This is a genomic window from Okeania sp. (genome assembly GCF_035285525.1).
GTDB lineage: Bacteria > Cyanobacteriota > Cyanobacteriia > Cyanobacteriales > Microcoleaceae > Trichodesmium.
This window is the reverse complement of sequence record NZ_JAYKGW010000044.1, coordinates 1-13,110: the sequence shown is the minus strand read 5'-3', so window position 1 is coordinate 13,110 and position 13,110 is coordinate 1. Positions and strand designations below refer to the sequence as shown.

The 13,110-nt window shown below is 32.4% G+C and carries 13 protein-coding genes and 1 tRNA gene; 5 read left to right on the top strand and 9 right to left on the bottom strand.

All coding sequences use genetic code 11. The features are described from left to right. Positions 1–34: 34 nt before the first annotated feature. Complete coding sequence (locus tag VKJ25_RS04980) at positions 35–616, bottom strand: DUF1997 domain-containing protein (protein ID WP_324235520.1); 582 nt, start codon at positions 614–616, stop codon at positions 35–37. A gap of 562 nt (positions 617–1,178) precedes the next feature. On the opposite strand from VKJ25_RS04980, the gene pheA reads away from it, so the two are divergent. Then, the gene (pheA, locus tag VKJ25_RS04975; protein ID WP_324235519.1) at positions 1,179–2,072 is read left to right on the top strand and encodes a prephenate dehydratase; all 894 of its coding nucleotides are present in this window, start codon (positions 1,179–1,181) and stop codon (positions 2,070–2,072) included. Between the two features lie 137 nt (positions 2,073–2,209). Here the strand turns inward: pheA and VKJ25_RS24450 are convergent, their stop codons facing one another. The 4 genes from VKJ25_RS24450 to VKJ25_RS04960 form a co-directional block, all read right to left on the bottom strand. After that, positions 2,210–2,614, bottom strand: a complete 405-nt coding sequence (locus VKJ25_RS24450; RefSeq protein ID WP_375340301.1) for an ankyrin repeat domain-containing protein — start codon at positions 2,612–2,614, stop codon at positions 2,210–2,212. A 399-nt stretch (positions 2,615–3,013) separates the two neighbouring features. Beyond that, positions 3,014–3,628: a hypothetical protein gene (locus tag VKJ25_RS04970; protein ID WP_324235518.1), complete on the bottom strand. Its 615-nt coding sequence runs from the start codon at positions 3,626–3,628 to the stop codon at positions 3,014–3,016. A gap of 388 nt (positions 3,629–4,016) precedes the next feature. Then, entirely contained in the window at positions 4,017–4,259 is a 243-nt protein-coding gene (locus tag VKJ25_RS04965; protein WP_324235517.1) for a TIGR02450 family Trp-rich protein, read from the bottom strand. A gap of 306 nt (positions 4,260–4,565) precedes the next feature. After that, a complete protein-coding gene (locus VKJ25_RS04960) occupies positions 4,566–5,000 on the bottom strand; it encodes an NUDIX domain-containing protein (protein WP_324235516.1) in 435 nt (144 codons plus the stop codon). An 800-nt stretch (positions 5,001–5,800) separates the two neighbouring features. Here VKJ25_RS04960 and VKJ25_RS04955 point away from each other — a divergent pair. The 3 genes from VKJ25_RS04955 to VKJ25_RS04945 all read left to right on the top strand — a co-directional run bounded on the left by VKJ25_RS04955 (position 5,801) and on the right by VKJ25_RS04945 (position 9,266). After that, positions 5,801–6,853, top strand: a complete 1,053-nt coding sequence (locus VKJ25_RS04955) for a coiled-coil domain-containing protein (protein ID WP_324235515.1) — start codon at positions 5,801–5,803, stop codon at positions 6,851–6,853. A 642-nt stretch (positions 6,854–7,495) separates the two neighbouring features. Then, positions 7,496–9,097 (top strand): B12-binding domain-containing radical SAM protein, encoded by a 1,602-nt coding sequence (locus VKJ25_RS04950; protein ID WP_324235514.1) that lies wholly within the window; start codon positions 7,496–7,498, stop codon positions 9,095–9,097. A gap of 16 nt (positions 9,098–9,113) precedes the next feature. After that, a complete protein-coding gene (locus VKJ25_RS04945) occupies positions 9,114–9,266 on the top strand; it encodes a hypothetical protein (protein WP_324235513.1) in 153 nt (50 codons plus the stop codon). Positions 9,267–9,647: 381 nt separating this feature from the next. Here VKJ25_RS04945 and VKJ25_RS04940 read toward each other — a convergent pair whose 3' ends face one another. After that, on the bottom strand, positions 9,648–10,898 hold the full coding sequence (locus VKJ25_RS04940; protein ID WP_324235512.1) for a J domain-containing protein: 1,251 nt from the start codon (positions 10,896–10,898) through the stop codon (positions 9,648–9,650). 224 nt (positions 10,899–11,122) lie between these two features. Here VKJ25_RS04940 and VKJ25_RS04935 point away from each other — a divergent pair, with 224 nt between their 5' ends. Continuing rightward, positions 11,123–11,266: a hypothetical protein gene (locus VKJ25_RS04935; protein WP_324235511.1), complete on the top strand. Its 144-nt coding sequence runs from the start codon at positions 11,123–11,125 to the stop codon at positions 11,264–11,266. Between the two features lie 67 nt (positions 11,267–11,333). Here the strand turns inward: VKJ25_RS04935 and VKJ25_RS04930 are convergent. From VKJ25_RS04930 to hisF, 3 genes are all read right to left on the bottom strand, one after another. Then, positions 11,334–11,406, bottom strand: a tRNA-Ala gene (locus VKJ25_RS04930). A 251-nt stretch (positions 11,407–11,657) separates the two neighbouring features. Continuing rightward, positions 11,658–11,870 carry a hypothetical protein gene (locus VKJ25_RS04925; protein ID WP_324235510.1) on the bottom strand — a complete coding sequence of 71 codons (213 nt, stop codon included), beginning with the start codon at positions 11,868–11,870 and terminating at the stop codon, positions 11,658–11,660. Positions 11,871–12,165: 295 nt separating this feature from the next. Next, positions 12,166–12,936, bottom strand: a complete 771-nt coding sequence (hisF, locus tag VKJ25_RS04920) for an imidazole glycerol phosphate synthase subunit HisF (protein ID WP_324235509.1) — start codon at positions 12,934–12,936, stop codon at positions 12,166–12,168. Positions 12,937–13,110 lie beyond the last annotated feature (174 nt).

Sequence of the window (13,110 nt, the reverse complement as noted above, 5' to 3'; positions counted from 1 at the left end):
AGCTTCTATTTGTAAATACCGGATCTGATTGACTTTAGCTACCAGTAGCTAAAGCAGATCTTTGCTGGCCTTTAGCTAATACCTTAGTTTCATCACAAGCCCATTGACGATAATCTAATAATAATTGATGGGTAAGTCTTTGTTTGATTGTCAATAATACACTTTTGAGTAAGCCATTACCAGTTGTTTCTAAGACTGGTAGTGGTGTTAACCATAGTGGAGGGGGTAATTCTACTTTAACTTCTAGCTCGGCTTTACCTTTAAGATGAGTAATTCCGTTGATTTGCATGGTTTCAAGAATGCCAGTTAAATTTAGATTAAAGCGTTGGTTTATATATTTTACACCACGAATTTCACATTTCTCTGACTTTAAATAAATTTTACCTCTAGAACTAGACCACAACCGCATATCTACAGTAGGTTGAATAGTTAATGTCATAAAGTGTAAAGGACGCATTTTTAAACGAAAATAATTTTCATCTAATTGCTCTAATCTGGTTGAGTCTGTTAAAGCATTGACTAAACGCTTTGGTTGACGGAGGTAATGTTGAATAGGGACTTTTTGTTCTACTACGGGGATATCTACTGATTGTGAAGCTGTAAATCTAATAATCATAATTTTTTAATTAAATCAATATATTTTAACTAAATCTTAATTAAAATTCACATTTATTAATGTGATTTAGATCATCTTAAAGTATCAGCTCACGTTTGGTCAATAAATGGGAGAGAATTAGGGAGAATTAATGAATTATCACAAATAATACTGTCTGACTTAATGAGAAATAAGTAAACAAATGTAATTTAATTTTGCGAAGTGTAAATTATATAAATTTGTAGAGATTTCCTTGAATGTAAAATTTACATGACTTACGCAAATGTACTGTATATAGAGTGAAAAAACTATTGCGTATGGGGTTTTAAGCACTATATCTAGGGTTACTGCCTAAGTCCTGAGCTAGATGAATCCGATGTTCCCTGTTGCCTATTCTCTGAAATGACTATATCTATCAGAACTTACGCAAATGTACTGTATATAGAGTGAAAAAACTATTGCGTATGGGGTTTTAAGCACTATATCTATGGTTACTGCCTAAGTCCTGAGCTAGATGAATCCTCAACTAGAATATTTTTTCAACTGTTCCCTGTTCCCTATTCCCTATTTCCTATTTCCTGAAATGACCATATCTATCGCACATCTTGGCCCTGCTGGAACTTATACAGAGACAGCAACAATAGCATTTTCTCACCAACTGAGTCAGCTTGGTCAAGAATCTGTTTTATGCCCATATCCTAGTATTACTCAAGCTTTATGGGCAGTTTCTCAAGAGCAAGTTAATTTAGCAGTTGTACCTGTAGAAAATTCTATAGAGGGAAGTGTTACTATGACTTTAGATACACTTTGGCAACTGGATACTTTACAAATTCAAACAGCATTAGTCTTACCTATTTCTCATGGATTAATATCATTAGCTAATAGTGTTGAAGAGATTAAAACTGTTTATTCTCATCCACAAGCTTTAGCTCAATGTCAAGGTTGGTTAGAAAAGTTTTTGCCACAAAAAGTACAGCAAATTCCAACTAATTCTACTACGGAAGCATTAAAATATTTAGAAAGTGATTTGAGTGCTGGAGCGATCGCTTCTCAAAGAGCTGCGGAAATTTATAATTTACCTGTATTAGCTTTTCCAATTAATGATTATCCTGATAATTGTACCCGTTTTTTAGTCTTGAAAAAAGGTTCTGAGGAGATAGAAAGTTCGGCTTTAAAACTAATAATTAATAGGATAAATAAACCAGAAAGTTTAGTTTTGACTTCTTTGGGTTTTACTGTTCCTGCAAATGTACCGGGAGCTTTAGTTAAACCATTGGAAGTATTTGCGAAAAGGGAGATTAATATGAGTAGAATAGAGTCTCGTCCGACTAAGTTATCTTTGGGTGATTATTTATTTTTTATTGATATAGAAGCTAATAGTAATGATGATTATGTTAAGGCAGCAATAGAAGAATTTACAACTTATACAAAAGTCCTCAAAATATTTGGCAGTTATACTATTATGGCAATTAATTAGCAGAAGGAAGAAAGAAAAATGTCTAGAAGGGGGAAAGTTTTTTTGCTCGCTTATTATTTATCGCTCTTGTATAATTAACTATCTTTCTAAACATTTTTTAGCCTCTTTTGATACTTCTTCTTTATAAACAAATTGAGCTAGATATTCAAAGATTTTTGGTCTCCAATGCAAGCTGCTTCAAAAAGAGCAAAATTATCTCTATCATCAATAATATTTTCAGGAACAATATTCAGATCAGGACTAGCTTCTATTAGTGCTTTAATTATTGATAGGTTACTCTTCCTTATTGCTATTATTAAAATTGTTTTTTCCTCATCAAGTTTAGCATTGACATAAATATCTGCTTTAAGAAATTCTAATAGTATCTCACAGCATTTTTTATTTTCTCTATTCGACCAAATTCTGCGTAATAGCTCTAATAATTTTCCTGGATTTTGAGATACAGAAGCTCCTGCTGTTAATAAAGCTTTGACAATTTCTGTATGAGTTCTTATTGATGCTTCTAATGGCGTAAAACCTTTATATTTTTCTGAGAAATCAATTTATTGATTTTCAAGTAAACTATTAATTTTAGTCAAATTACCCTTTATAATTGCTTGATGCAAAAAAGGCATTTTTTTGAACACAATTATCCTGTTTATTATTAGTCATAATACTTACTATCAATTAATGTTTAACTAATTATTGACTGCATTTTTGAATTTTATTTAGGGTTTGCTGAATAAATATGAAAAAATTGATAGATAAAAGTTTCAGCTTTTTTGATGTCTGGAAAAAGTACCTATTTTTCATCTTTTCTATTGTAAAAAAGTTCATATTTTGGAAGATATAAGCAAAGAAAATTACTCTTAAGATTATTCTGAGTACCTCCTTTATAATTCTGAATCTATGAATACTTTTAAATTTAATCAGCCAGCCCTATTTATTTACCCAACCTTGACTTAAAATGGGATTTCCTCATCGAAATTAGAATTATTTTCCCCTAGTTTAGATTGAGCTAAATTTTCCTCGGCAGCTTTAATTTTGGCAAAAATAGATGTTTGAGAAACAGCTCTTTTTTTGATTAACTTATCTATTTTGTATTTATATTTAATTGCTTCTCGATATTCTTTAGAAATTGGTTCTTCTGGTAAATTTAGATCGCTAGCTTTGATAATTGGTAGTCGAGAACCTAATTTTTCTATAGGCATTTCTGGTAATCGAATTAGAAAATATTCTCGTCTACGTCTAATATTTTCGGCTCTATTTTCAATTTCTGTTAATACACCTAATAACTGACTAGGATGGTGTTCAGAAATAGCGACGATGACTTCAATATCATCTAAGGGAATACCTAAACTTTCTGCTTTAGCTAAAAATTCATTGGGAATATGATTTATGACTGGAGATTTAACTGTAGCAGATATTTCTGCCATAGCTTTTTTGATAGTTTCTTTAGCATTTTCAATTGTTTGATTATTAGCTTTATTTGTCGGAGCTTCACTAACAATATTTTCTAATTTTTGGGTAGCATCTATTAATAATTTAATTGCTTGGTTTAAATGTTGATAATCCATTTTTAGGTATTGCTATAACTGATAAATTAAAATAGTTTTAATGAGGTATATATCAATATTTGAAGAAAGATAAAAAATTATTGGTTTTAGCTAGAGAATAGGCAAAAAAGAAGACGGGTAAGCATTCAGTTACTAGCTGTAAACTCTTCCTCTTGAATGCTATGAAACAGCAATAAAAACCTCAAGATTAAGGAGGAGATTTAGATGAACATAGACTTGAAAACTGGCTTTTTTTTAAATATTGCATTCTGAATAATAAAGCTTTTATCGCAAACTAAAAGCAGTAGCTAATAGCTGATAGCTGAAGGCTGAATGCTTAGGAATAGGGAATAGAAAAAAATATTTTTGGAAATGTGAGATGCACCCTTTTAATTTTCATAAAATGATATTATTCAAGAGGTGTTAATTCTTGGGTTGATTGCCATCCTGGTTGCCAAAGGGAACGGTCTTTTAGTTGTTTAGCATTTAGCCAAAATCTGACAGTTGAATCACAAGATGCTACCATTTCAGCAAATACCCATTCACCTTCATTTTTACGATTTACTACTTGGAAATGCCGCCATCCCCAAGTTTTTTGGGTTGCTGTCCATTTAGAACCAAGAAGATAAGGAAACTTTTGTTTTTTTGGCATTTGTAAAGTAAGAAGTAAGAAGGAAGAAGTAAGAAGGAAGAAGTAAGAAGGAAGAAGTAAGAAGGAACAAGAAAAATAGATGAATTTATAGATAAATACAGCTTAGTTAATGATTTTTTTTAGGAGTTCTGTAATCTTAAAATAAGGTTTTAGTTACAGTATATTTCGGTCAAATAATGTACAGAATAAATGTTTAAATTCTTGTAGTGCGGGCATCTTGCCCACAATAAATTTAGATCATAACAAGAAAAAGCGCTAGGTCTAGGAAAAAATGAATAAATTTTGAAAAAATATGTTAAACAGTTATTAAGTTATTAACCCTGCTGCTTGTAATGCTTCCCAGGTTCTGCTAGAACACTTTTCTGGTGTTAAAGTAGCGATCGCTATCCATTTAATTCCTAAAGGTCCAACTTCTGGATCGTCACTACTAAGGTTAGTTGGTTTTGGTTCTACTGTACACTGATAAATAATATTTAAAGCATGAAGTAATTTCCCTTGACTTTCAGGAAAAAATTTATCCGATATTGTTAGTAGTCGTTCTACTTGAAAATCTGTAATTCCAGTTTCTTCTTTTATCTCTCGCGCTAGTCCTTCCATTAGAGTTTCTTGTGGTTTTAAACCTCCTCCTGGTAAGTCCCAACAATTAGGTTCTGGGTCTGTCATTTGATGCAGTAATAGAACTTGGTCATCTGCTACAAATAATCCTAATACTGCTACTTTTAATCTTACTTCTGATTGCATTTTATACTATATTAAGTTGGATTCCAAATAAAATAAAAAAAACTGGCTATAATTGTAAGATTAATAGAGTATAGAATCCAGTTTTTGGTAAATCTGTTAACTACAGGGAATAGTAATCTCTTGTTTTTTGTATTATTACTGTATAAATAATACCAAATTGATAAATCTTTGTGAGCAATATTATTACTAACAAAAAAGAAAGAAATTCAAGATAAAACTCTGATTGTAAGCATTCAGCTTTTCCTACGAAATCCTGGGCAAATATAAATTTTAATTCTCCTTATAAATAGTTATATTTTGGTGTGATAATGATTTAATAACTGATATAGTAATCCTATTTGAGTTGTTGACAAAATTTCATTGATTTTAGGGAATAGGAAAAGCTTAACAATTAACAGATGGGAGTTTCAGTTTTTTATTGAGTTTTTGATTTATCAGAACTTATTTAGGATTACTATATATGTAAGCATTTCCTGCGGAATACAGCGCCAACAGCTATTAGCTTTCAGTTGACTCCTAGGTCGGAACTGCCTTAACAGCAAGAAGACTCTATTTTTAAGGAGAAGTTTTAAGTGAATCTAAACTTTGGAGCTGACTTTTGTAGTAAAACTTTTCATTTATCAATTAATAAAGCTTTTATCAGTCACTAAAAGCAATAGCTAATAGCTGATAACTTATGGCTGAGATATAAATGGTTACCTATATATGATAATGCAGTTTCTCTATAAGAGACTAACTGACCTAAATACTTACCAAAAGATTAAATTTAAAATAATAGTTAAGACATTTATTTATTTATTATGCCAAGAAAAACTAAAAAAACAGTTACTTCTCATTCTATATCAGAAGAAAATGCGATATCGTTTTCTTCTATTCATAATAGAATTAATTTTCTTAACGAAAAACATCAAAAACTTCTGACTAAAATAAAACGTAAAAAAACTGAACTATTTAACCTTACTGAACAGATACAAACCTTGACTAAAGAAATGTTTCATAAAAGCAGACCATTTGAGGAAGAAATTAATAACTTGGATGAAGAAATTCATGGTCTATTTCAGAAAATTTTGAATAAGAAGCATTTAAAAAAGCGTCATAAGCAAGAACTTATAGATATTTATCGAACTCTACAAATAACTGGGAAAATTTCCCTAAAACCAGAATGTTTTTCTCAATTATCATCAGCAAATTTTGAAGATGATATTAGAGATGATTCGGAAGATGGAACTGAGAAAGACTTTTTTGAAGAAGATTTTTATAATAACTATAAATTTGAGGAACAACCAGAAATTTATCAACCACGTCCGAGTAGAGATTTAAGAAAAATTTTCTTAAAATTAGCTGATAAGTTTCATCCTGATAAAGCAACTGAAGATGAAACTCGTATTCTCTATACTGAAATAATGAAAGAAATTAATATTGCCTATCAAAGTGGCGATCTAGCTAGGTTGTTAGAAATTGAACGGGAAAAAAATGAGGAAACAGTAAAGTTTTATCAAAATGATAGTGAAAAAGAATGTGAACGTTTAGGAAAAGAAATTGAATTATTATCTCAACAGTATGAACAAGTTAAAGCTGAATTACGAGAAGTAAAAAATACTCCTCAAGGTAGTATGGTTAAACAATATCGGAAAGCAAAACGAAATGGAGAAGATTTGATGGAAACTGTGCTACAAGAAGCCAAATTTCAAGTAAAATCTTTGAAAAAATTGCGTGATTTTGTTAAAGATTTTAAAGATCAGAAAATTACATTACAAGAATTTGTGGAAGGCCCTAATTCTGTAAATGTAGACAATATGGAAGATATTATTAATGAAATGTTTGAAAATATGTTTGTGGTGGTAAAGTGGTAAATTAACTTATAGAAATTCCCATACTTTTCAGATACAAAATTCCTGATTTTAGGGAACAGGTATGGAGGTATGGAGGGAATGGAGAATTAGGATAAAAATCAAAATAGATGTACTTTATAACTATGGGAAACCCTATATTAACTAAGCTATCCTAATAAGGATTTGCTGATTAAATTTAAAAGGAGTTACAGATAAAATTTTTAACCTTTTGAAGTCGCGAAAAAGTGCTAGCTTTTTGGTTACTTAAGTTTAAAAAGTTAGTATTTTGGGTAGACAAGGAAAAAAATTACTTTTCTACTCCCCAGGATGTTGTTATTTTAATTTGATGCTATAGTTAAACCCCTAAACTGGATAAGCTAGAGAGAATATTGCTGCTTTATTCCTAAGAAAAAATTTAATAACAAAAAAATAATTCTTCTTGTCTCCCAAGTATCCTTATATTCTAATAATTTTACTGCCAGAATGAGAATGCCCTGCTCTAGCCAAAATACTTTCTAGTTATCCCTAATTGTAGCTTTTCTGAAGTTACTGAGGTACAGTTATTTTTATTATTTAAGCTGATAAATAATAGCTGTTTGCGCAGCATGACCCAGGAAATGCTTACCTAAATGTTTAATCTAAATGTGAGGAGCTAAAATTCTGATGCGAGTCTTATTAATTTACCCCTTATTTCCTAAATCTTTCTGGTCTTTTGAAAAAGCTCTGGAACTGGTAAACCGCAAAGTAATGCTACCTCCTTTAGGTATGGTTACAGTAGCAGCTATCTTACCCCAGGAATGGGAATTTAAGTTAGTCGATAGAAACATTAGAACAGTTACAGAAGCAGAATGGGAATGGGCAGATTTAGTCATACTTTCGGCAATGATTGTCCAAAAAGAAGACCTACATGACCAAATTCGCGAGGCCAAACGACGTAATAAATTAGTGGCCTGTGGTGGTCCATATCCCACGGCCTTACCCCAAGAACAATTGGACAGTGGTGTAGATTTTCTGATTTTGGACGAAGGGGAAATTACTTTACCAATGTTTGTGGATGCTATTCAGGGTGGGGAAACTAAAGGTATTTTCCGTGCAGATGGGAATAAACCTGATGTGACAACTACTCCTGTTCCTAGGTTCGATTTATTGGAAATGAAATATTATGAATCTATGTCGGTTCAATTTTCCCGTGGTTGTCCGTTCCAATGTGAATTTTGTGATATTATAGTTCTTTATGGTCGTAAACCTCGTACCAAAACCCCTGAACAATTATTAGCAGAGTTGGATTATCTATACGATTTAGGATGGCGTGGTTCTCTATTTATGGTAGATGACAACTTTATTGGCAATAAACGTAATGTTAAATTGTTGCTGAAAGAGTTAAAAGTTTGGCAAGCAGAACGTCAATGTCCATTTAAAATTGCTACAGAAGCTTCCGTTAATTTAGCAGAAGATTTAGAATTAATGAAATTAATGGTAGATTGCAATTTTAAATCAGTATTTTTAGGAATAGAAACCCCTGATGAAGATAGTTTAGAGTTAACCCAGAAATATCAAAATAATCGTAACCCTCTTAATGAGGCGGTAGAAAAAATTATTAGGTCTGGTTTAAGAGTAATGTCAGGGTTTATTATTGGTTTTGATGGAGAAAAACCAGGAGCAGGCGATCGTATCGTTAAGTTTGTGGAAGAGACAACTATTCCCACTGCCTTTTTTAGTATGTTACAAGTTTTACCAAATACTGCACTTTGGCATCGCCTGAAAAAGGAAGGTCGTCTTTTAGATAAAAGTGGTAATGGTAATCAAGTAACTTTAACAAATTTTATTCCTACTAGACCAATAGAAGATATTGCCACAGAATATATAGAAGCATTCTGGAAATTGTATGACCATGAAAAGTTTTTAGATCGAACTTATCAACATTTTCTCATAATGGGCGCTCCTACTGGTAAAGGTGCAGTAAAAATGCCTAGTTTGGTAGATTTACGAGCATTATTAATTATTTGTTGGCGCCAGGGAATAAAGCGGAAAACTCGTTGGAAGTTTTGGCATCATTTGTTTAGTATTAGAAAACATAATCCTAAAGTTTTAAGTTCTTATATCAGCACCTGCGCTCATATCGAACATTTTCATGAGTATCGTTATATTGTAAAAGAAAGTATTGAAGGGCAGTTAGCTGAATATTTAGCTGAGAATAAACAGTTTAATGTGATTAAGGATGAAGTTATGAGCTATAAGAAAAAGGTAAAAGAAGAGGTCGCTTAAATAGTAGGATGTTTTTATGGGTAAGCATTCAGCTTTTGAAGGAAGGAAGAGGGAAGAAGGAAGAGGGAAGAAGGAAGAGGGAAGAAGGAAGAAGTTAGATGTAACTTTTGGCAGTATTCCTTATTTTCAATTTTTTGTAATAAATGAAGAGGTAATTATGAATAATTAATAATTAATTATTGAAGTTAGGAGTTTGCAGACAAAACTCAAGTGAAAATTTGATTTGTCAACCAAACTCCTACCGTAACTTATTTGATAAATTATTATCCTTATTGCCTACTTCTTATACCAATTTTCAAAAAGAATGTTAGGAACAGTAAAAGGGTAATAAGTAGACTTTACCAGATATGTCTATTTGACAAAAAAAAAGACGATTTTCGACCTAAAAAAACCCCTAGATATTTGTCGCCAACATTTATCAAGCCTCGTATTACCCCTTGCCAAAAAATTAATATATAAAGCTTATCCATCAATGAAGAAAAAAATTCTTTTAGTCAATCAAATCATCTTGTTGATCAAAAGAATTAATAATTAATTCTTGAATCACTCCCTAATTAATTAAACCCAATGGTAACCCACTTAATAATAACATAATTGGTACTATCATAGCAGATTTTTCTTCAGAAATATTAGAAATATTTTGACAACCACTATACATAGTTAAAATCGTATAACAAAAAGCAAATATACCTAAAACAAAACTAATTATCCAACTATTTAAAATAGCACTAATTAACATCAATAAACCCAGAGGTAATAATGAGGTTCCTGCAATAAATAAATCACCAGTTAAACTACCATCAGCATGAAATATTAATCTAGCAAAACCACTTGTAACTGTTACATTTATAAAAGAAATAATACCAATAATTATTAACAATAAAAATTCTGTATGATTACTTTCATCTAATCGTTCTAAAATCAGATTAATTCCCATTACAAAACAAACTTCAAATATTATCCCTAATAAAATTGCTACATTCAACGATCTGTTCTCTTCCAACTTAGCAAAAGCTGGTAATAAACCTCCTATAGGATTAGGCAAAAAAGTCTTAATTGTTATCCAACTATCCTGAAAACTTTCCTGGAATGTTGTTAGTATTTCTCCCCAAGAAAAATCCTTTAAACTTCTAATAGCTTCTAACGATCTTTGAGAATTAGATATATCTCCTTCCTCAGCAAAAATTTGGGCAGCTTTCTGAAAATCTAATTTTGCTAGACGATTTTCTTGTAATTCTAAATAAACCAAACCACGGTGATAATAAACATGAGCAAAATTAGGATTTATTTCTAATGCTTTAATATAATCATCCATACCAGCTTGAATATACTTTAATTTTATCCGACATAAACCCCGATAATAGTAAACTTCTACCAAAGATGGGTCTAAAGATAATGCCTTAGTATAGTCAAGATCGGCATTCCGATAATCCTGCAATTTATAACTAGCAAACCCTCTATGATACAAAACCTGTACCCAATCAGGATTAATTTCTAGTGCTTTTGTATAATCTAGTATAGCACCATGATAATCTCCAACTTGACTTTTAGCAACTCCTCGTTGATATAATTCCTGTACATTCCCTCCTACATTTTTGTCATATAGCGATCGCTTCAATGAATCAGAAAGAACCTCATAAGCTAAATTAATTTCTTTAAACTTTTCTGCTGCATTTATATTTGCTGAATTAACATCCGGGTGATATTGACGTGCTAGATTATGATATGCTTTTTTAATCTGTTCTGCCGAAGCATCCTTTGATACTCCTAAAACTTCATAATAGTTATGCTCTTTTTCCATGAGAAATAATTTTAGGGAAAGCAATAAGCAATAGAAAAAAATACAGTATTTTATTAAAATTTAGAATTATTATCAGTTAAACCTTTAAATTATAGTATAAATTTTTCCTACTTAGGGTGTGTCATCAATTAGAAGTTAGAAGCTTGATCAACAAAAGTAGTGGACTAACAAAGCTAAAACTGTGCATTACATCATTGTCGGGCGGATTTATCTAACCTGAACCCGTGAAAAATCTTTGTACGGATGCCCTTATTTATGCAACGTCCCTACAGAGAAACTCGCCCCTACCGACCGAAGCATTTCAACTGTGCTACACTTTATCTGAACCTCAAAAATGGCGATCGCTATTTTTACTTAACAGAGAATAGCCTTTTTGTCAACCTCTTTAATGATGATCAGCCCTAATTAATATCCCCTAAACTCATAAATTCTGAATGGAGTTAAGCGGACTCGAACCGCTGGCCCCCTCAATGCCATTGAGGTGCTCTACCAACTGAGCTATAACCCCTAACCAAAGCACTACTAATATTACCTAATTTTTTTTTGTTTGTCAAGAAATTAATTGAAAAAATTTCAACACCATTTCCGTCAGATGAGTAATCAGAGTACCTAACCTTTTTAAGGAGAATTGTACTCTGATGAAAACTGATATAACAAAAAAAGAATCAGTAAGGACATAAATTTAAGAATGAATCTGAAACAGTGGAAATGTTCTTCCAACTTTTCCCTGTTCCCTGTTCCCTGCTATAAATAATCAGCTTAAAAATATATGTAGGAATGTTGAGACATTTGAGTGAGGTGACTCATACAAGTACCCATCAGAAAATAAACCACCATCATTGCTGCAGCAGATGTAGCAACTAAGATACCTGCCAGCATTAAAGAAAATTCCCGATAATGGAATGCCTCTTGCATCAAATGCAGAGACCAAGCGACCAAAGCAACATCAAGTATTAGAATTGTGAGCAACATAAGTTACGTTTTGTAACAATGCTTTTTATTCTAACAACATTTCTTAAAATATGTCTCAGTATCTTGCCTAAGAAAATCTAAAAATTAAAGTTATGGCAGGGAACAGGGAACAGGGAACAGGGAACAGTAGAATATCAAGGGGTTTCAGGATGTATAAATGTCCATGCCCTTTGCTTTGAGTGCTATAGCAGGGAAAAGGGAATAGGGAACAGTAGAAAAAACATTTCTCTGCGTCAAGTTCATCATCAGTCTACGTCCTAATCAACTCATTCCTTTTTTTTACTTCCAAGTAAAATTAGCTTTGTCTAACAGAAACTTGATGGCCAGCTAGATAATCCTTAATTTCCGCTACACTAAGTTGACCATAATGTAACAAAGAAGCCAGAAGTGCTGCCTCTGCTTTCCCTTCAGTTACAGCCTCAAAAATATGCTGACAGTTACCTGCACCTCCAGAAGCAATGACTGGAATCTCCACATTTTCTGCTATAGTCCTCGTGAGCGCTAAATCATAACCAGCTTGGGTTCCATCAGCATCCATACTTGTCACCAGCAGCTCTCCTGCCCCTCTTTTTTCAGCCTCTATGGCCCAGGCGATCGCATCCTTACCAGTATTTTCTCGGCCACCCCGCACATAAACATCCCATCCTAAATTATCTAGGTCAGAACGACGACGGGCATCAATAGCTACTACAATACATTGATTTCCGAAACGGTCACTAGCCTGATTAATAAAGTCCGGTTTACGAACTGCTGCGGAATTAATACTAACTTTATCAGCCCCTGCCCTTAACAAATCTTTAATATTTTCTAAGGATTGAATACCACCTCCCACTGTCAGAGGAATAAACACCTGTTCTGCGGTTCGATAAACCACATCTATGATTGTGCCTCGGTCTTCGTGAGTGGCCGTAATATCCAAAAATACCAACTCATCAGCACCAGCATCATTATAAACTTGAGCTAGTTCTACAGGATCTCCAGCATCTTGAAGGTTGACAAAATTAACACCTTTGACAACTCGACCTGCATTAACATCAAGACAAGGTAAAATTCTTTTGGCCAACATATCAATACATTATTAGGGGTAGCAGATTATATTATTGCTGATTTGATGATTGTCGATTCTAAAGTAGAGATTAATGGATAAAATTAACTCTAGTCAGTTTTCAGATAAACTGTGGATTGATTAATTAATACTACTGACTAAACACAAATCTAACCAAAGCGCTCAAGTTGCTTA